This is a genomic window from Acinetobacter sp. ACNIH2, assembly GCF_002934965.1.
GTDB lineage: Bacteria > Pseudomonadota > Gammaproteobacteria > Pseudomonadales > Moraxellaceae > Acinetobacter > Acinetobacter tandoii.
Genome location: NZ_CP026412.1, coordinates 289865 through 310618, shown reverse-complemented (window position 1 = coordinate 310618; position 20754 = coordinate 289865). Strand labels below are relative to the sequence as shown.

Below are 20754 nucleotides of genomic sequence, written 5' to 3'. Positions count from 1 at the left end.
AAGATAAAAGGGGATTTAATGAAAAGAATAATTATAGCTGTGTGTATAGGTTTAATCTTTTTAATCGCATGTGAGCAGAAAAAAACAGAACCTGAATTTATAACACCACGCGACCAATATGGTGCACGCTATAGTGTAGGTGATTTAGGAGGAAGGCCTGTTAACCTTGGTAGAGAAGCCCCATGGGTTGAATATGAAGATAATACAGGCTTCGTAACAGGTAAGAAATATAAACGTCAGACGCGGACCTATCAATCTAAAATTCAGGCCTTTGGATTTGATATGCGCTACACCGATGGATTGGTTTTAGTCGTTTATTATAAAGCATCACCGTATTCGGAGAAACAATATAACGCAGAAATTAATCTGCCTGATAATCATTGGGTAAGAGTAAGTGTATATGCAGGTCAGAGTTATAATGGAGACTTAACAACTAGGCTAATTAATTCAACTTTAGAAACGAGGATAGAGTCGAAACAAAATTTAAAAGAATTCAATTATATGAACATATATTTGCCAACTAGCGATTTTGAATATGGTTTACAAAAATATGTGCCCCATCCTGAGTGGGTCGACGAAAACACTAGATTAATGAGGAAAAATATTAGTACACCAAAGAGCCTATATGATATAGACGATTTATATGTTCAAAAAGACTCTAAAGGAAAAGTACTCACACTCATTAAATGTGAACATTCTGAATACCCATTAGCGCGAATATGTGAACAAGAATTTGTTTTAGAGCCTGAAATGAAGGTTCGAATCTCAGCAGTATTTCAAAGCGTTCATCTACAAGATTGGAAAGTCATTCAACAACAAGCAAAAAAAGTCGTACAGGGTTTTATTGTCGAACCTAAAAATTTCAACGGTGTATAACATGACAGCTATAAACATACTTAGGATAATCTGATCATCAATTCAATTTTAAATATCTTATAGGTCGTTGCGACATCAAACATTCTTGTTTAAGCAGGTATCTAAAAAAAGGAGACAAGCTCCCTTTTAAATCATTTTTCTTTCGGTTCAGGCGGTGTCATCCCAAACTGTAAATACGCCATATTTGTGGCAATACGACCACGCGCAGTCCGCATTACATAACCTTGTTGAATTAAATATGGCTCAATCACATCTTCCAATGTGCCTGAATCTTCAGCCATAGCAGCAGCTAAGGCTTCAATACCTGCGGGACCACCATCAAATCGCTCAAGCAGCATACTTAAATAACGGCGGTCTAGAGTATCTAAACCGTCTTTATCAACATTTAGCATATCGAGTGCACGTTGAGCCATGTCTTGTGTTACTTCGCCTGTACCTTTCACTTGCGCATAATCACGAACTCGACGTAGCAAACGGTTAGCAATACGTGGTGTTCCGCGTGCGCGGCGCGCAATTTCTGCCGAGCCTTCACGAGTAATCGGCACATCCATTAAGTTGGCAGAACGCGTGACAATATGGGTTAAATCGGCCACCGAGTAAAATTCAAGACGTTGTACAATCCCGAAACGGTCACGTAGTGGAGACGTCAATAAGCCTGCACGTGTAGTCGCTGCAACAAGGGTAAATGGGGGTAAATCCAATTTAATCGAGCGGGCTGCTGGACCTTCACCAATCATGATATCGAGTTGGTAATCTTCCATTGCAGGGTACAGAATTTCTTCAATCACAGGCGAAAGACGATGAATTTCATCAATAAAAAGCACATCGCCTTCTTCAAGATTGGTCAGCATAGCAGCCAAATCACCTGCTCGTTCTAATACAGGTCCTGAAGTTGATTTTAAGTTGCCACCCATTTCACGCGCAATAATATTGGCCAGTGTGGTTTTACCCAAACCAGGTGGACCAAAAATCAAAGTATGGTCGAGTGCTTCGGCACGACCACGCGCGGCACCAATAAAGATTTCCATTTGTTCACGTACCACAGGTTGACCAATATAGTCATCCAGTGAGGTAGGGCGAATGGCTCGATCGATATGATCTTCGGGTTTTTCGGAACCACCGATGAGACGGTCTTGCATATATTATTTAAACTTTAAGTGAATAGGCTTCGTAGCAAAATGTCAGAAAAGAAATTGTGTACCTTGGTGCAGTCTTTCCAGCTTCGAGCGAAACTCAGGCATAACCTGCGGTTCGCCTTACTTTTGTTTTGGCAAAAGTAAGCAAAACCATTGTCATTCGCAAAACTCATCGAATGAAAGTTCGTATCGACTATATCGCAGAAACATTGTTGTGCAAATGTCTCCTGATTCGAACAGTTGCGAATGACGTTTACGTGTATCGAATGACGTCTTAGAGGAAGTACTTTATTTATTCATCGACTTGAGTGCAGCACGGATGATGTCACTGGCTTCAGTAAAATCACCTTTTGCCGCATTTACGAGTTTTTGAGCTTCTAAAGGTTTATAACCCAAAGATTGTAATGCGGCTTCAGCTTCGGCAACGGCTGAGTTACCTGTAAATTGAATTTGTTCCACTGTAGAGTTGCTTGGAACTGTACCTGTAGACATGGCTTTAAAACGGTCACGTAATTCAATCATTAGGCGTTCAGCAGTCTTTTTACCCACACCAGGGACTTTAACCAGTGTATTTACATCTTCATGTTCAACAGTATGAATCAGCATATCTACGCTTAAAGTCGAAAGAATCCCCAAAGCCATTTTGGGGCCGACACCATTCACTTTTAACAGTGTTCGGAAGATGAGTTTTTCTTGCTGATGTAAAAAACCATACAGTAATTGTGCATCTTCACGAACTGCCAAATGCGTCCACAATGTGACTTTTTGTCCTTTTTGTAATTGGCAAAATGTCGATAAAGGTGTGTCAATCTCATAGCCAACGCCGTTGACATTGAGCAGTACGGTCGGGGCTTCGAGGGCAAACACTGCGCCAATTAAACATCCAATCATTTTTAAAGCTTCACTATTTTAGGTGTATACGGTTGCCAGTAGGAAAGTTGTGCTTTTAAGCTTACTTATTTAAAAGTCATGTTAAAAGCATGTTTATCTTTAATATGGGTTACATCAAACCAGACTTATTGCCTTGCAATTCTTGTGAAAGATTATAGGCTTGATGATCTGAAAACTTTGAAATAATATCCAGTACTTGCATAATATTTTCATAATGATTGTTGCCAAAACGCGCACCTGAACGCTGTAAAATAGTAAACAGGCGTTGCTCCTTAAAACTTAATGTTTTATGTGGCGTCGTAAGCGGAATGAAAGCATCTAGAATATTCTGCAAACTTTGATGGGCAATAATTTCTAATCCCGCTTTTTGTGGATGTTCAAAAATCTTATCCCGTGCCAGCTCTTTGGCGCGGTTGATTCCCAATTCAATATCTTCTGCACAGTATTGTAATAGGCTGCCTTTGAGCTGTCCTGTCAGAATTTCATAATGATGTTTGGCAAAAGCTGTGGTCACTTCATCGACCAGACGTTTCATTACCCGACCACGCAATGCCGCAATTTTTTGTTGCCAAGTCGTATCCATCGAGAGTTCGGAAGGCTTACCATAGTCCGCAATTAAGTCAAGAAAAATGGGTTCAACTTCTTCATAGCTGAGCATATTTAAAATAATGCCATCTTCTAAATCAATTAGGGCATAACAAATATCGTCTGCGGCCTCTAATAGATAGGTCAGTGGATGACGGCAGTAACGATCTTTTGCCAATTGAATGAGTCCAAGTTGCTCTGCAATTTGCCCCAATATTTCTTTTTCAGACTGATAACAACCAAATTTAGCACGCATGCTGGCTGGGGTATTGCCTTGTTCGGCAATGGTTTTGGATAACCACGGATACTTTAGATATGCACCTAAAGTAGCGTAAGTTAAACGCATACCACCATCATTGGGATGGTAGTCAATTTTAGTCAGTAAGCGTAAACCTTGCGCATTACCTTCAAATTGACGGACATCAGCTTCTTCTTCTGGAGTGAGTTTTGCCAAAAAATTGCCATGTGAAGCATCATCAAACCATTCACGAATGGCATATTCCCCTGCATGTCCAAAAGGGGGGTTGCCAATATCATGTGCTAAACATGCAGCTTGAATAATGGCACCAACATCGGCAGGAGAAATCCAGACAGGAAGTTCGTCTTTTATTTTCTCTGCTGCGAGCATGCCAAGAGAGCGGCCTATACACGATACTTCAAGTGAATGCGTGAGGCGCGTATGGATGCCATCATGTTGCGTTAGTGGGTGGACTTGGGTTTTACGGTTGAGCTGTCTAAAACTTTGCGAAAAAATAATACGATCATAATCTTTATGAAAAGGGCTTCGAGCTTGTTCTGTACTTTGTTTTTTACTACCAATCCGAACTGTGGAAAGCAGTTCTAACCAACGCATTTGTTCCATTTATTATGTTTCATAGAAGGATTGCTTAAATCATGCCAAAAAATGTTGGGTTGCACTAGAGCAGTGCGACACGATTTGTCGGTTGTAAGGTAAATAAAGTGGCGTTGAGGTTTAAATTGAAGGCTAAAAGAATGAAGCAGAATCTTGAATTAAAGTTTTGTGTGTATTTTAGGCAAAAATAAATATTTTTTTTGAAAAAATCTCACTATTTCAGCTTTAGTGGTCAATCTAGTTATTTATTTTTAAGTCATTTTATCTAAAAAAGCGTAATAAAACGGTTGTAAGTGAAATTCTTGCAGGATTAGGTTACATAATCAGGGTTATCCATCTAGCTGATTTGACCTTTTCACAGTAGAATATGTGACTCTCTTCAAAGTCACATTGCGGTAAAGTTCAAAAGACTTGCCCGTGGAGCCAAAATCAGCATGTTTATCGTGGCCGGTGCACCAGCACATTCTTCTTTTAAGAAAACTCAACTATTATCACGTCTAGCGTCAATTAGTTCTGTTCAATCAATAGAAAGCCAATGGGTCTATCTGTTTGACCAAGCGCTCAACGAGCAACAGCAGCAATCTGCTTTACAATTATTAAATGAAGGCGAAGTCTTCCAAATTCGTCAAGCTGCGAATGATGAAGTCCAAATTTTAGTGACGCCTCGCGTGGGTACAATTTCACCGTGGTCTTCTAAAGCGACGGATATTTTTGCCAACTGTAATACCCCGATACACCGCCTTGAACGCGGTGTTTTGTTTACTTTAAAAGGTATTTCTGAAGTATCGAATGAAGTAAAGCTGGCGTTACATGACCGCATGACTGAGAGCGTATTTAGCAGCATTGAAGATGCTACGGCATTATTTCAAGAAACTGCGCCAAAACCTTTAAATTCAATTGATATTTTGGGTCAGGGTAAACAGGCATTAGTTCAAGCCAACTCTGAATTTGGTTTTGCTTTGTCTGATGAAGAAATCGACTACTTAACTGAAGCGTTTATCAAGCTTGGTCGTAACCCGCATGACATCGAATTGATGATGTTTGCTCAAGCGAACTCTGAGCACTGTCGTCACAAAATTTTCGGTTCTGAATGGACGATTGATGGTGAAGTTCAACCATTATCATTGTTCCAAATGATTAAAAATACCTATAAAGAATCACCAACTGACGTTTTATCTGCCTATAAAGATAATGCATCGGTGATTGTGGGTTATGACACACAACGTTTCTACCCGAAAAAAGACGAAGACACAGGTCACTATACATATAAGTATAAGAGTCAAGCGGCTCACATCCTAATGAAAGTGGAAACCCACAACCACCCAACAGCGATTGCACCATTTGCAGGCGCAGCAACAGGTTCGGGCGGTGAAATTCGTGATGAAGGTGCGACAGGTCGTGGTGGTAAGCCAAAAGCAGGCTTAACAGGCTTTACTGTATCGAACTTGAATATTCCTGGTTTTGAACAACCGTGGGAAGAAAATTACGGTAAACCATCGCGTATGGCATCTCCACTTCAAATCATGATTGAAGGTCCATTAGGTGGTGCGGCGTTTAACAACGAATTTGGTCGTCCTGCCTTAAATGGTTATTTCCGTACTTTCGAACAGAATATAAACGGTGAAGTGAAAGGCTTCCATAAGCCAATTATGATTGCAGGTGGTTACGGTAATATCCGTCCTGACCATGTAGAAAAAGATGCGATTCAACCGGGCGACTTACTCATCGTTTTAGGTGGTCCTGCGATGCTGATTGGTCTGGGTGGTGGTGCTGCATCATCTGTAGATAGCGGTACGATGGGTGAAAGCCTAGATTTCGCTTCGGTACAACGTGAAAACCCAGAAATGGAACGCCGTTGCCAAGAAGTGATTGATACCTGCTGGCGCATGGAAAATGAAAACCCAATCGTGTCTGTACATGACGTGGGCGCGGGTGGTATTTCCAATGCAATGCCTGAATTGGTGAATGACCATGAGCTCGGTGCTATTTTAGACCTTCGTAAGATTCCTTCACTTGAACCAGGTATGTCTCCAATGGAGATTTGGTCAAACGAAGCGCAAGAACGTTATGTACTTGCAATTAAGCCTGAGTCTTTAGAATTATTTGAATCGATTTGTGCGCGTGAACGCTGCCCATTTGCTGTATTAGGCGAAGCGACAGAAGCTCGTCAATTGACTGTAAACGATCCATTGTTCGATAACAAAGCAGTGGATATGCCAATGCAAGTCATGCTTGGTGGTACACCACGTATGAGCCGTTCATACGAAACCATCGAGCGTAAGGGCGATGATTTTGATGCTGCTCAAGTGGACTTGAAAGATGCGATTTTCCGTGTATTAAAGAACCCAACAGTTGCGTCTAAATCATTCTTAATCACGATTGGTGACCGTTCAATTACAGGTATGGTTGCACGTGATCAGCTCGTAGGTCGTTGGCAGGTTCCTGTTGCTGATGCAGCAGTAACGACTACAAGCTTACAAGGTTATACTGGTGAAGCGATGGCAATGGGTGAACGTCCACCTGTGGCATTGTTAAATCCAGCAGCATCTGCACGTTTGGCAGTTGCAGAATCAATTTCAAACATCATGTGTGCCAATATCGAACAGATCAGTGACATTAAATTGTCAGCAAACTGGATGGCAGCAGCAGGGCAAAAAGGTGAAGACCAAGCCTTGTTTGAAGGTGTCAAAGCGATTGGTATGGAAATGTGTCCTGCTTTAGGTATTGCAATTCCAGTAGGTAAAGACTCACTTTCGATGCGTACCACTTGGAATGACGAAGGTCAGGACAAGTCAGTGACTTCGCCAATGAGTGGTGTGATTACCGCATTTGCACCTGTAAATGATGTACGTAAAACCTTAACGCCTGAATTGAAAAATACTGATTCTGTATTGGTTCGTATTGATTTATCTAAAGGTCAATTCCGTTTAGGTGGTTCGATCCTTGCGCAAGTCTATAAAGCGATTGGTTCAGTTACTCCAGATGTTGACAGTTTTGCGGATTTCAAAGCATTCTTTGATTTGGTACAAGACTGGAACAACCGTGGCTTAATTCAAGCTTACCATGACATTGGTGATGGTGGTTTATTGGCAACAGTTGCAGAAATGATGTTCGCTTCACGTTTAGGTGTAGCACTAGACAATCAATCTACAGCAGCGTTGTTCGCAGAAGAAATTGGCGCAGTGCTTCAAATCAGTACTTCTGACTGGGCGACTCTTGCAGACGAAGTTGCTGCATCAAGCTTAAAAGACGCCATTTCAGTTGTAGGTTCAGTCAATAACACAGATCAGTTAACGATCAATGGTTTGACTTTACCTCGTGTTGACTTACAACATGCTTGGGCTGAAGTATCACACCAAATTCAACGTTTACGTGATAACTCTGAAACTGCTGATCAAGAATTTGCCTTAATCGCAGACAATTCACACCAAGGCATCATTGCACAGCCTACTTTTGATTTGAATGAACCAGTCGAAGCGCCGTTTATTAATTTACGCCGCCCAAGTATGGTGATTTTGCGTGAACAAGGTGTCAATGGCCAAACTGAAATGGCGGCTGCATTTGACAAAGTTGGCTTTAACACAACCGATGTGCACATGAGTGATTTGCTTGCAGGTCGAGTGGATTTAAATGACTTCGAAGGCTTGGTAGCTTGTGGTGGTTTCTCTTATGGTGACGTTCTAGGTGCTGGTGGTGGTTGGGCAAAATCAGTCCTATTTAACCCACGCTTACGTGACCAGTTCGAGAAATTCTTTAACCGTCAAGAAACATTCACTTTAGGTGTGTGTAACGGTTGTCAAATGATGTCACAACTTGCGCCGTTAATTCCTGGTGCAGATGCTTGGCCACGTTTCCATCGCAACACTTCAGAAGTATTTGAAGCACGTGCAGTGAACGTTCGTATTGAAAAATCACATTCTGTATTGCTTGAAGGTATGGAAGGTTCGATTCTTCCAATTGCTGTTGCACATGGTGAAGGTCGTGTGGTGGCAACTGCAGATCAACTTGCTGCGTTAAATGCGGGGAACCAAGTGACTTTACGTTATGTAGATAGTCATGGAAACCCAACTCAGCACTATCCATTGAACCCGAATGGTTCTCCAGAAGCGATTACTGGTGTAACTTCTAAAGATGGTCGTGCAACGATTATGATGCCGCATCCAGAGCGTAATTTCCGCGCCATTCAGCATTCTTGGAAACCTGAAGAGTGGACTGAAGATGGTGCATGGTTACGTATGTTCCGTAATGCACGTAAGTTTATCGGTTAATCCATAACTCATTAAAAAGCCACCTTCTGGTGGCTTTTTTTTGCTTGAATATTAGTGTTGTAAATACTGTTGCATAAATTGATCCACTTGATGGGTATAGTCATTATCTTGCCCCAAGTTTCGATTAATTTCGGCATGAGACAAAGGCAGAGGTAAATAGGCTGTCGAAGTACCTAAAGCTTTGGCTTGTTGAATAAATGAATGCGCTTGTATACAAGGTTGATCAGGACGAATGGTGGAGCAGACCGCCAGAAAAGCAGGCAAGGAATGTTTTAACTGAACTTTGGGTGAAACCAAACGCCAGTTTTCTTTAGAAGACCCAAAAACACGATCATAAAATTGAGCATGTTGATTGGACATGATGGTTTCTATGTCATAGGCAGCACTATCTAAGGCAATCGTTGCTTTCCATGGTTTGGGAAAATTTGAAATCCATTCTGGGTGAGTAGAGAGTAAGGTGACCAAATGTGCACCTGCAGAATGTCCCATAATCACGATTTTGTGACTATCAGCCTGCCAATTTGAGGCATTCTTTTGCACAAAATTCAGTGCATCGGCAATATCTTGAGTTTGCTGTTGCACTGTGACTTTAGGAACTAAGCGATAATTCACTGAAATCACGATCCAACCTTGTTGATTCCAATAGGTCGCTTTATGCTGTATTAAGCCTTGATGAGACTTATCTCCAATACTCCAAGTTCCACCATGTACAATCATTAAAATGGGTGCAAGTTTTTGATTCGGCAGATTAGATTGTGGTAGATAGACATCTAATTTTTGTAATGTATTGGGCCCATAAGCAATATTTCGTATTGTATTTTTTGCTCGAAAAATATCTAGATTTTGAAAAAAGTTAGCATAGCTAGTTTGCATATTAAACAATACGAGCAGACAAAAAGTAACAAGGGAAAGAGGACGTTTCATTATTATCCCAACTCTTTTTTTGTGTTGATATTTTAGCACTGCTATAGATGCAGTTGTACGACTTTAAAATCATCAGGATACAGTTTGAAAAATCTGAACTGTATAAAGCGCTAAAAAGTTGGTGTAAAATTTGCTTAATAAATAATCGAAATATGCAGTTTATTAAAATGATAATAGTGTTGGAGGTAGTAAATGATAAAAACAGCAACATATCCAAATAAGATGGTGCTTAAGCAAAAGGGCTGGAAGTGGTTCGTGGTTGTGGTCAGTCTACAATTGAGCTTAATACTCGGTTATGTCATTGCACAAAATCTGTAATGTCTAAAATAAGACATTAAGAGCCATCAAATCTGGCTCTTAATCGTTGGTAAATTATCAGTTGTTATTTTGGTATTCGGTAATAACTTCTAATGCTGCGCGGAAGGCTTCTTGTGTTGCAGGCGCGCCACAATAGGGCAAGCTGTGTAGTAACACTTCCTGAATTTCTTCAACTGTCGCTCCATTGTTGAGTGCACCACGGACATGTCCTTTCAGTTCAGTGGGACTTTTGAGTGCAGTTAAAAAGGCAAGGGTAATTAGTGAGCGATATTTACGAGGTAATACACCTTCACGTTGCCAAGTCGAGCCCCAAGCATGTTCATTAATCCAATCTTGTAGCGGTTGAGTAAAAGGTACAGTATTGTCTTGAGCGCGTTTGACAAAGCTTTCACCCATTACTTCGGTGCGTACTTTTAATCCATTTTCATAATCTTGCTGAGACATTTGAGTCACTCTTCTTCATTAAAAAGTGATAAAAGTTTAACCTTTTATCACTTTGATCTGTATGATTTTCTCGAAACTTGACAGTTAATCAACAAGTTCTACGGCAATTGCAGTCGCTTCACCACCACCAATACAGAGTGTAGCTACGCCTTTGGTTTTACCTAAACGCTTTAATGCATAGATTAAGGTTAAAATGATGCGTGAGCCTGATGAACCCAATGGGTGACCCAATGCACATGCACCACCGTTTACGTTGACTTTTTCAGGGTCTAGATTGAAAGCATCAATCGCTGCCATGGTCACCATAGCAAAGGCTTCATTGATCTCCCATAAATCTACATCTTCTACAGACCATCCCGCTTTTTTCAGGACTTTTTCAATTGCAGCCACAGGCGCAATGGTAAATTCTGAAGGATGTTGAGAGTTAGTTGCTGTAGCGCGAATATGGGCCAGTGGGGTTAAACTGCGAGCTGCCGCTTGTTCAGCCGACATCACCAACATGGCAGATGCACCATCTGAAATGGAACTTGAATTGGCTGCGGTGATGGTGCCATCTTTGGCAAAGGCAGGACGTAGGTTTGGAATTTTATCAATATTGGCATGAAACGGATTTTCATCTTGTGCCACAATGACCTCACCTTTGCGGCTCGATACGGTAATCGGTGCAATTTCAGCTTGTAAAAAACCATTTTGAATAGCAACTTGTGCACGAGTTAAAGAACGAATTGCAAATGCGTCTTGTTGCTCGCGAGTGTAGCCTTTTTTATCTGCCATTTTTTGTGCCAGAACACCCATTGAAAGTCCAGTTTCTGCATCTTCTAGACCTTCTTGGAACATATGGTCTTTCACTTCGCCATGACCCATACGGTAACCTGAACGTGCTTTTGGTAGTAAGTACGGTGCATTACTCATGGATTCCATACCACCTGCCATGATAATTTCTGCATTACCAGCGCAAATAGCATCGGCAGCCTGCATCACAGCTTTCATACCTGAACCGCAAATTTTATTGATAGTGGTTGCACCAACATGATCAGGTACACCTGCAAGGCGCATTGCTTGGCGAGCTGGAGCTTGTTTTAAGCCCGCAGGCAAAACGCAGCCCATAATGACTTCATCAATATCCTGAGCGGCAACATTTGCGCGGTTTAAAGTCTCTTGAATAACGGCTGCGCCAAGTTCAGGGGCTGAAAGACTTGATAGTGCGCCTTGAAAACTTCCCATTGCAGTTCGGCTACCAGCAACAATGACGATGTCTTTATTCATGTTTATCTCCGTGTATTTATACCTGTTCCGTTCTTGTTGAATCAAAATTAAAGCAGCCGAAGCTGCTTTAACTCATCTGATTTATGCGCTTACCGTTTCTTGAACGTTATCGACAATCAATTGTACGCCAGTAACTGCTTGAATTTGTTCTAAGCTAACATCTTTCGCCAGCTCAATGAGTTTCACACCTTCAGGCGTAATGTCCATTACACCTAAATCACTGATAATACGATTGACTACACCTTGGCCAGTCAATGGTAGGGCACATTGTTCCACAATCTTGGGACTACCATCTTTGGCGCAGTGTTCCATCAGCACAACGACTTTTTGCACACCAGCAACCAAGTCCATCGCACCGCCCATACCTTTAACTTTCTTGCCTGGAATCATCCAGTTGGCAAGGTCGCCTTGTTCAGAAACTTCCATAGCACCCAAAATGGCAATATTCACGTGACCACCACGGATCATGGCAAAAGATTCTGAACTTGAGAAAAATGCAGCGCCTTTGCGTGCAGTTACGGTTTGTTTACCTGCATTAATCAGGTCGGCATCTACGGTTGCTTCGGTTGGAAATTCACCTATACCCAATAAACCATTTTCAGACTGTAACCAGACATTGATATTCTCCGGAATATAGTTGGCGACCAACGTCGGTAAACCAATACCAAGATTGACATAAAATCCATCTTCAAGTTCTAGTGCAGCGCGTGCAGCCATTTCATTGCGTGTCCAAGCCATGATTAAGCCTCCTGCTTAATGGTTAATTGTTCAATGCGTTTTTCAGGGGTGGCATTCAAGATAATGCGATTGACATAGATGCCTGGCAAATGAATGTCATCTGGATCGAGTTCGCCAATTTCAACCACGTGTTCTACTTCAACTACAGTAAATTTACCTGCCATTGCGCATTCAGGATTAAAGTTACGCGCGGTTTTACGGAAGACCAAATTACCAGCTTTATCCGCTTTGTAGGCTTTGACCAATGCTACATCTGCCGTTAATGAGTTTTCGAGAATATACGGTTTACCGTCAAAATCGCGTTGCTCTTTACCTTCGGCAATCAGTGTGCCAACACCCGTTTGTGTGAAGAAAGCAGGGATACCTGCACCACCAGCGCGTAATTTTTCTGCCAGTGTGCCTTGTGGGGTGAGTTCAACTTCGAGTTCACCATTTAAATATTGGCGTTCAAATTCTTTATTTTCACCAACATAAGATGAAATCATTTTTTTAATTTGTTTGGTTTGTAAGAGTTTGCCTAAACCAAAATCATCCACGCCTGCGTTGTTTGAAATACAGGTGAGGTCATTTACCCCAGTTTGTTTGAGTGCTTCAATCAGGGCTTCTGGAATACCACATAAGCCAAAACCACCGACTGCAATCGTTTGTCCATTTTTAACTACATCTTGCAATGCAAGTGTTGCACTTGAATAGAGCTTATTCATATTAACTTCTCTAAATCCCTTAGTTATCCTGAATCCATTATTAGCATTGCTTTGACAGATAATGAAGTTGAAATTTTCAAACAATTAATCAGAAAAACTCAATAATGGAGTGAAAAATAGGCAAAATTTAGCACAGTACATGGGGTTGAACACCTTATAATGAGCTAAGCTGAATAGTTTAGAAATTGTTTTTAATTTTAAGTATTTATTTTATATGTGTTTTTTATAATTATATTGCTTAAGTGTTTCAATAAACTGCGCTGTGATGTTGGAAATTTCAAAATTCTTTTTATAAATAATTCCAACAGGTTTAATCAAATCTTGATCTTGTAATTCAATCAGTACATTTTTTTCAGTATCAATAAACTGTTGGAAATGACGTGGAATTACACTTACTCCAATGCCTAATGCAACAAAACTCGATAGAGAGCTGATTTGATGACATTCAACTTTTAAGTCCAATTGAATGTTATTTTTTTTGCAATTTTCTTCAATCAGATAGCGCACAATCGAAGGCTGTTGCAAGGTCACGAAAGGATTGGCACAGAGGTCTTTCCATGTAATTGAAGTTGTATGCGCTAATGGATGTGCTTTGGGTAATAAGGCAAGAAAATCTTCATTGAATAACGGTAAGAATTCAAGCGTATCGATTTGTTGTGGTTCGAAACATATACCGAGTTCAAAAATACCATCGAGCACATTCTCAATAATTTTTTCATTGGTAATGTCATGAATTGAAAAATTAATATTCGGGTGTAAGCCTAAGAAGTTTTGAATTACATTCGGCATGATGGCATGCGTGACAAACGGCATAGAGGCAATATTGAGTGTCCCGCGCTGTAATTTAAAACGTTGTTTGACATCTTTTTCCATATCTTCCCAATTTGCCAATAGTTTTTTGGCATAAGGAATCAGGGATTTACCCTCGAAAGTTAATTCTACTCGGCGTGTATTGCGCTTAAAAAGTTTTCCACCCAGTTCTTCTTCTAAGGTTTTAATGGTGAGGCTTAATGCAGATTGACTAAGATGAAGTTCATTCGATGCATTGGCATAGTTCAAACTGCGGGCTAGGGCTAAGAAGGCTTTTAGTTGTTTTAAGGTCATAACTAGATGTGTACCACGCGGGCTAAGCGAAATATGAGGTCTGGCTTGATTTTGATCCTTTTTCACATGAAATGCAAAAAAACAATGAAGTTACAGATAATTAAATTTATTTAAATTCTATTTTTTATAATAATTTTAAATATTATTGGGTGTTTAATTTTATTATAATGAAAAGGATTGATGAGTTTTTTAAAATAATTAATCATATTTTTAAATATATTAAATTTTGTTTATTTTTATTTTTTAAATTATTGATATTTATGTTTTTATTTTGAATTAGTGATTATTTATAATATTTAAATGTTGTGTTTTGAATTTTTGGTGTTATTTTTTTAAATACTAAAAGTGGTATTAAAAATTTTTCTGCTTGTTGTTTTTATATAGGGTTTAGGATAACTCTTAATAAAATTGAGCATTTTTTCGGTCAAAAAATAAAGGTCTATCACATTGTCTATCGCAATGTGTGCGCCCTTATGTATTCTTTATCAGGGAGAAAAGAATATGTGGGATTTATTTGTCATCCTACTGTCTTTAGGTTTGTTGATGTACACAGCCTATAAGGGATTTTCGGTCATTCTCATGGCACCCCTCTGTGCCTTACTTGCGGTATTTTTAATTGCACCCAACCATGTTTTACCATTCTATTCAGGCGTATTTATGCCCAAAATGGTGAATTTTATTAAAGACTATTTTTTGGTCTTTTTATTGGGTGCAATTTTCGGCAAAGTTGTGGAAATGTCGGGGATTGCCTCCTCGATTGCAAAAACCATTGTCAGTTTAATTGGGGCTAAACGTGCAATTTTAACGGTTGTATTGTTAGGTGCAATTTTGACTTATAGTGGTGTGAGCTTGTTTGTGGTGGTGTTTGCGGTATATCCATTTGCGAACCAACTGTTCCAAGAAGCGAATATTCCAAAACGTTTAATTCCAGGCACAATTGCACTCGGTGCATTTACCTTTACCATGGATGCTCTGCCAGGCACACCACAAATTCAAAACGTGATTCCAACCACGTTCTTTGGAACCAATATTTATGCAGCGCCTTTTTTAGGGATTATTGGTGCAATTTTTGTGCTATGTATGGGGCTGCTTTATCTACAATGGCGTTGTCGTGCTGCTGAACAAGCAGGTGAGGGTTATGCAGGGTTCGCGAATGAACAAGTACAAGCAACAGATTCGACTACGACAGTAAATCTTTTAGATAGTCAAAATGGTTCTAGAGCACGTCAGGCACTGGCTTTTGTACCGCTTATTTTAGTTGCGGTCATGAACAAGTTTTTATCTACTGCAATTCCAAAATGGTACCCAAATGGCTTCGATTTTAATGCGATTGGTTTGGCCAATTACACTGTAGATGTAGCGAAAACGGGTGCAATCTGGGCGGTCGGCTTGGCGTTAATTGTCGGCATAATCAGTGCATTTTTATATGACTATCAGCGTGTAATTGTGCAGTTCAAAGAAGGTGTGAATACCAGTATTAGCGGTGCTTTACTTGCGGTCATGAATACCGCTTCGGAATATGGTTTTGGTGCCATTATTGCGGCATTACCAGGCTTCGCTTTGATCAGTCACGGTTTAAGTTCAACTTTTACCAATCCTTTGGTGAATGGTGCCGTGACCACGACTGTGCTGGCGGGGATTACAGGTTCGGCATCAGGTGGTATGAGTATTGCCCTGAGTGCGATGGCGGATACATACAACGCAGCAATTCTCGCAACAGGTATTCCACCAGAAGTCATGCACCGTGTAGTGTCTATGGCATCAGGGGGGATGGATACCTTACCGCATAATGGCGCAGTAATTACCCTACTTGCGGTGACTGGCTTAACCCACAAGCAGTCTTATAAAGATATTTTTGCTGTCACTATCATTAAAACCACTGCGGTATTTGTTGTGATTGCAGCATTTACAATTTTCGGTATTGTCTAAAATTACGTTGAGGACTAGGCCTGTACAAGTTGCAGGCTAGATGTAAAAGGAGTGAGTCATGAGCTTGCAATTAGAAAATAAAGTTGCATTTATTACAGGTTCGGCCAGTGGCATTGGTTTAGAAATTGCCAAAAAATTTGCACAAGAAGGTGCAAAAGTTGTGATCTCCGACATGAATGCTGAAAAAAGTCAGGAAACGGCTGAAGCACTAAAAGCACAGGGTTTTCAGGCACTTTCAGCCCCTTGTGATGTGACGGATGAAGCCGAATATCAGGCAGCAATTGAATTAACGCAAAACACTTTTGGAACTTTGGATATTTTGATTAATAACGCGGGCTTTCAGCATGTCGCGCCAATTGAAGAATTTCCAACAGCAGTGTATCAAAAACTGATTCAAGTGATGCTGACAGGTTCTTTTATTGGAATCAAACATGCCTTTCCAATTATGAAAGCACAGAAATCAGGTCGTATTATTAATATGGCATCGATTAATGGCTTAATTGGATTTGCGGGTAAAGCGGGTTATAACAGTGCCAAACATGGTGTGATTGGGCTAACTAAAGTTGCAGCTTTAGAGTGTGCTCGTGATGGCATTACCGTAAATGCACTGTGTCCAGGTTATGTGGATACGCCATTGGTTCGTGGTCAAATTGCAGATTTAGCTAAAACGCGTAATGTGAGTTTGGACTCCGCACTTGAAGATGTGATTTTAGCGATGGTGCCACAAAAGCGTTTGCTTCGTGTTGAAGAAATTGCTGATTATGCAATTTTCTTGGCCAGTGACAAAGGTGCCGGTATTACGGGGCAGGCTGTAGTCATGGATGGAGGATACACTGCACAATAACAATACTTATAAATTGAGAGACGACTCTATCCAGCCATAAAAGAATCGCTATTCTTTAGATGGAGTCGTCGCTTTTTTCCTTAACCAGTCGGAAACGGCTGGTTCTTTTTTGGAGGGTAGATGTATTTCTGATGGTCATTTATTTTTCACTTTTAAAAAACAGCAACAGCATGGAAATGAAAGTCAGTATAAAAATTACCGGCCAGATAATGAGTAAATCAATACGAATATTGGTGTCTGGTGATTTGAGCTGAACAAAAAATTCCCACAGCGCATAAAGCAGCCATAAAATTGAGGTTAGGCCTAAATATTTTGCACTATGCTGGTGGCTAAAATTACGTACAATTAAATAGCCGATAAAAAAGATACAGGCAATCCCGAAAATGGAAAGAGGTTTTGCGACCAATAAATTTGTCAGAAAATTCATATCAACCTCCTATAAAACCTTCCTAGGCGCAAACTTACAGTACTGGAATGACACTTTAAGCAGGATATATTCAGATCAGAATTGGGTCGAGCATTTAAATGACTTTGAGTTTCAGGGGCAATTAGGCTTTTCGAAACAGATCAATTTGCCCTAGTTCACATGAGATCGAAAGTTGTTACTGGCTTAAATTATCTGGGCATCCTCATCGTTAAGTACGTAAAGAGTTTGAATCCTGTCATTATTGTTATCCTGTAGCTTATATAAATAGTTTATGACTTTGAGTATTTTTTAATCAATGGTTTGCCGTATAAATGTGGTGATGAGATGTAAACAACAGTGAATTTAAACTGATGTAATGGGTACGAGAATCACCTCTATCGATTGTATTGAAGCTATTTATTCAACGAAGGCGATTGTGCAATCACCTTCATTTTCAGTTTAAGGATTCGTTATTTGTTAGGATTGGTTGGCTCAAACTCTTTAAAATCAGCTTTGCGGATTTTGGCATGAATACCTTTAGTGCGGTCAACCACTTGTGAAACTTCAAAATCTGTTGCAGCACTTAAGTAAGCATAGGCAGTCGCTTCATCAATACCATATTCTTGATGTAAAAAACGGATTGCTTCACGGGTAGATTTTTTCATCGCTTCATCTAGATCGGCATCTAAACCTGGAGTAATCCAAAACTCTGCATTCTCTGCTAAAGGTTGTTTAATTTCTTGACCTGGAATCTTGTCCTTACCAGCCTTTAATAAGGTAAATTTGAGGGTTGCACGCGCTGATGCTTCCAATGCTGTCAGTGCGACTTCACCATCACCTTGCGAGAAATGGCTATCGCCTGTGTAAAAAAGTGCACCTTTGACTTGTACTGGATAATAGGCAGTTGCACCCGCACCAAGCTCATTAATATCAATATTTCCACCATACAATGCCGGTGGTACAGAGTGAACAGGTTCAGAAGTATTTGCAGCTACCCCCATAATGCCCATAAAAGGGTAAAGCGGGAAACGAATCGCTTTACCTGACGCGGTTTTTAATACACCTTCATATTCACCTTGAGCATTCTTTTCAATTGGGGTGAAAATTGAAACATTGCCGAAACGTTCAGGATGTTCAGCAGATGGATTATCTTGTTGAGGTGTCTTTGGGAATTCTCCGACCAATGCTCCTTTTCCATGTCGATTCGAAATTACACCATAGGGTACACGTGGTTCGACCTTAATCACTTCGACTTTTAAAATATCCCCAGGCTCAGCACCTGCAATGGCAACTGGCCCTGTAACAATGTGGGGGCCATCTTTATGGAAGTCATGTGCTAATTTGGATTGAGTAATTTTTTTGGCTTCATCTAGAATATATTCAGACTTGACCCCTTTAGATTGGAAATATTTGTCTGCATCACGGCCTTGATCTTCAAGTAAACCTTCATGGGAGACCGTATCGAATGTGACAATGCTTCCAGAATTTACCGTCAAAACTGGTTTTGCATCTCGATTGGGTAAATAGCCCCAAGTAATGGTATTTAGTGTGGATGGTACATAGTAGTTGCCTTTATATGCACCCTCTTTAAGTAAGGTTGGTTTTTCAGATATTTGTTTAAGAATTTTGAAATCATCGGCATAGGTGAATGCTGAGCTCAATGTCGTTAATACAGCCAATGAAATAAGTTTAATTTTCAACATAAGTTTAACCTTTACTTAATCTATCTCCAATCTATGTATTTGATATATAGCAATCCTTATGCCAATTTTGATTTCTCAATCAATTCAATACTTCTAATAAATTGTGTGAAAATTAAATTAGTTAATTTGACTTATGATGATGCAATTTATTGGAGGGTTATTTACTCATAGGTAAAATATGCTTAGTTTTAGAGCAACTTTTGAATTGGTCATATTTTTATACAATCACCTCATCATCCCAGTTCTTGAAAATAGATCATGTTAGAAATTTAAAGATAAAAATCCGTACAATTTTTCAACTTTATCTCTATTCTGTTTGCTATGATCAAAAGAAATAATTCATCAATACCAAGAGAACAAGAATGAGCTTTATTACCGCCGAACATGCCAAAATTCTTACGGCAACCGCCAAATTGGATATCAACCTCTATAAAGAGCGCTTAGCAAAATTAATCGAAGAAAGTGCTCAGCAGGGGAATACAGCAGTATTTGCTGTTTTACCTAAGCATTTGCCGCTTAGTGAAATTCGGGAGCTTTCGGCTGAATTGACCCAGTTGGGTTATCAAGTTCGTTTCGAAGTAAATGAGTTCTTTTATAGTTTTAACGTGTACTGGATATAGCGTAATCGCTTTAATTGATGTTTATGACAATAAAAAACCCTTTAAATTATGTATTTAAAGGGTTTTTAAAATCAAAGACTTAATTAAGCTTCAATTGTTTGCACTGTAATTTTCTTTGCTGGGTCAACTTTACGACGCACTGCGGGTACAGGTTCGCCATAGTATTGGCGGTCAGCAAAGTAACTTGATCGAACCATTGGTGCAGACCAGATGTTTCTAAAACCAAGTTTACGACCATGTTCTGCGTAACGCTCGAATTCTTCTGGGCTGACAAAACGGTCAATCGGTGCATGTTCTTTAGATGGCTGTAAATACTGACCGATGGTTACATAGTCTACATCATGGGCACGTAAGTCATCTAATAGTGCAATGACTTCTTCTTCAGTTTCACCAATACCGACCATCAAACCACATTTGGTTGGAACATCAGGGCAGTACTCTTTAAACATTTTAAGTAGCGTTAAAGAGTGTTGGTAATCTGAACCTGGACGCATCGCTTTATACAAACGTGGCACAGTTTCGATATTGTGGTTAAACACGTCTGGTGGGCATTCAGTCATAATACGTAAGGCAATATCCATACGACCACGGAAGTCTGGCACCAAAATTTCGAGTAGAGTTTTCGGGCTTAAGTTACGAGCTTCTTTAATACAATCTACAAAGTGCTGTGCGCCACCATCCAATAGATCATCACGGTCTACCGAAGTAATTACGGCATATTTCAAACCTAAATTGGAAATAGTTTCAGCCATATGACGTGGTTCATCTGGGTCAAGCGCATTTGGACGACCATGAGCAACATCACAGAATGGACAACGACGAGTACAGATGTCACCCATAATCATAAAGGTTGCAGTACCACCGCCAAAACATTCTGGTAAATTTGGGCAGGCAGCTTCTTCACATACAGTATGTAATTTTTGTGCACGTAAAGTTGTTTTAATGCGTTGAACTTCCTCTGGCGCTGTCATCTTGACACGAATCCAGTCTGGCTTACGAGGCACTTCAACCGTAGGTACAACTTTGACAGGAATACGTGAAACTTTTTCTGCACCACGAAGTTTGATACCCTGTTCAGGTTTACGGCTTTCAGACATATTCAACTTTTCCACTGTTTACACGGAGAGATATTTAAACATTATAAC

General features: G+C 40.1%; 18 protein-coding genes. 6 read left to right on the top strand and 12 right to left on the bottom strand.

Annotation, left to right across the window (positions count from 1 at the left end; genetic code table 11):
• Positions 1-18 precede the first annotated feature (18 nt).
• Complete coding sequence (locus C3F34_RS01305; protein ID WP_044739348.1) at positions 19-876, top strand: hypothetical protein; 858 nt, start codon at positions 19-21, stop codon at positions 874-876.
• 131 nt (positions 877-1007) lie between these two features.
• Here C3F34_RS01305 and ruvB read toward each other — a convergent pair whose 3' ends face one another.
• The 3 genes from ruvB to C3F34_RS01290 form a co-directional block, all read right to left on the bottom strand.
• Entirely contained in the window at positions 1008-2015 is a 1008-nt protein-coding gene (gene ruvB / locus C3F34_RS01300) for a Holliday junction branch migration DNA helicase RuvB (RefSeq protein WP_044739349.1), read from the bottom strand.
• 285 nt (positions 2016-2300) lie between these two features.
• Positions 2301-2903, bottom strand: a complete 603-nt coding sequence (ruvA, locus tag C3F34_RS01295) for a Holliday junction branch migration protein RuvA (RefSeq protein ID WP_104440910.1) — start codon at positions 2901-2903, stop codon at positions 2301-2303.
• Positions 2904-3012: 109 nt separating this feature from the next.
• Entirely contained in the window at positions 3013-4350 is a 1338-nt protein-coding gene (locus C3F34_RS01290; RefSeq protein WP_016167372.1) for a deoxyguanosinetriphosphate triphosphohydrolase, read from the bottom strand.
• Between the two features lie 425 nt (positions 4351-4775).
• Here C3F34_RS01290 and purL point away from each other — a divergent pair, with 425 nt between their 5' ends.
• The gene (purL, locus tag C3F34_RS01285) at positions 4776-8609 is read left to right on the top strand and encodes a phosphoribosylformylglycinamidine synthase (RefSeq protein ID WP_104440909.1); all 3834 of its coding nucleotides are present in this window, start codon (positions 4776-4778) and stop codon (positions 8607-8609) included.
• Positions 8610-8660: 51 nt separating this feature from the next.
• Here the strand turns inward: purL and C3F34_RS01280 are convergent, their stop codons facing one another.
• Positions 8661-9533: an alpha/beta hydrolase gene (locus C3F34_RS01280; RefSeq protein ID WP_104440908.1), complete on the bottom strand. Its 873-nt coding sequence runs from the start codon at positions 9531-9533 to the stop codon at positions 8661-8663.
• 192 nt (positions 9534-9725) lie between these two features.
• Between C3F34_RS01280 and C3F34_RS20685 the strand changes: the two genes are divergently transcribed.
• Positions 9726-9851 (top strand): KGW motif small protein, encoded by a 126-nt coding sequence (locus C3F34_RS20685; protein WP_016167376.1) that lies wholly within the window; start codon positions 9726-9728, stop codon positions 9849-9851.
• Positions 9852-9908: 57 nt separating this feature from the next.
• On the opposite strand, the gene C3F34_RS01275 is transcribed toward C3F34_RS20685, so the two are convergent.
• The 5 genes from C3F34_RS01275 to C3F34_RS01255 all read right to left on the bottom strand — a co-directional run bounded on the left by C3F34_RS01275 (position 9909) and on the right by C3F34_RS01255 (position 14107).
• The gene (locus tag C3F34_RS01275; RefSeq protein ID WP_104440907.1) at positions 9909-10295 is read right to left on the bottom strand and encodes a carboxymuconolactone decarboxylase family protein; all 387 of its coding nucleotides are present in this window, start codon (positions 10293-10295) and stop codon (positions 9909-9911) included.
• Between the two features lie 84 nt (positions 10296-10379).
• Positions 10380-11561, bottom strand: coding sequence for a thiolase family protein (locus C3F34_RS01270; protein WP_104440906.1), 1182 nt, complete (start codon positions 11559-11561; stop codon positions 10380-10382).
• An 81-nt stretch (positions 11562-11642) separates the two neighbouring features.
• On the bottom strand, positions 11643-12299 hold the full coding sequence (locus C3F34_RS01265) for a CoA transferase subunit B (protein ID WP_044739356.1): 657 nt from the start codon (positions 12297-12299) through the stop codon (positions 11643-11645).
• 2 nt (positions 12300-12301) lie between these two features.
• On the bottom strand, positions 12302-13003 hold the full coding sequence (locus C3F34_RS01260) for a CoA transferase subunit A (protein WP_104440905.1): 702 nt from the start codon (positions 13001-13003) through the stop codon (positions 12302-12304).
• Positions 13004-13213: 210 nt separating this feature from the next.
• A complete protein-coding gene (locus C3F34_RS01255) occupies positions 13214-14107 on the bottom strand; it encodes a LysR family transcriptional regulator (protein WP_026440987.1) in 894 nt (297 codons plus the stop codon).
• 501 nt (positions 14108-14608) lie between these two features.
• Here C3F34_RS01255 and C3F34_RS01250 point away from each other — a divergent pair.
• Both C3F34_RS01250 and C3F34_RS01245 read left to right on the top strand, forming a co-directional pair.
• Positions 14609-16036 (top strand): GntP family permease, encoded by a 1428-nt coding sequence (locus C3F34_RS01250; RefSeq protein ID WP_104440904.1) that lies wholly within the window; start codon positions 14609-14611, stop codon positions 16034-16036.
• Between the two features lie 58 nt (positions 16037-16094).
• Entirely contained in the window at positions 16095-16880 is a 786-nt protein-coding gene (locus tag C3F34_RS01245) for a 3-hydroxybutyrate dehydrogenase (protein WP_104440903.1), read from the top strand.
• Positions 16881-17019: 139 nt separating this feature from the next.
• Here C3F34_RS01245 and C3F34_RS01240 read toward each other — a convergent pair whose 3' ends face one another.
• Both C3F34_RS01240 and C3F34_RS01235 read right to left on the bottom strand, forming a co-directional pair.
• Positions 17020-17307, bottom strand: coding sequence for a hypothetical protein (locus C3F34_RS01240; RefSeq protein WP_044739359.1), 288 nt, complete (start codon positions 17305-17307; stop codon positions 17020-17022).
• Positions 17308-17756: 449 nt separating this feature from the next.
• On the bottom strand, positions 17757-18989 hold the full coding sequence (locus C3F34_RS01235; RefSeq protein WP_104440902.1) for an acetamidase/formamidase family protein: 1233 nt from the start codon (positions 18987-18989) through the stop codon (positions 17757-17759).
• Positions 18990-19351: 362 nt separating this feature from the next.
• Here C3F34_RS01235 and C3F34_RS01230 point away from each other — a divergent pair, with 362 nt between their 5' ends.
• Positions 19352-19609: a hypothetical protein gene (locus C3F34_RS01230; protein WP_044739361.1), complete on the top strand. Its 258-nt coding sequence runs from the start codon at positions 19352-19354 to the stop codon at positions 19607-19609.
• An 83-nt stretch (positions 19610-19692) separates the two neighbouring features.
• On the opposite strand, the gene lipA is transcribed toward C3F34_RS01230, so the two are convergent.
• Positions 19693-20706 (bottom strand): lipoyl synthase, encoded by a 1014-nt coding sequence (gene lipA / locus C3F34_RS01225; protein WP_104440901.1) that lies wholly within the window; start codon positions 20704-20706, stop codon positions 19693-19695.
• Between the last annotated feature and the right edge of the window lie 48 nt (positions 20707-20754).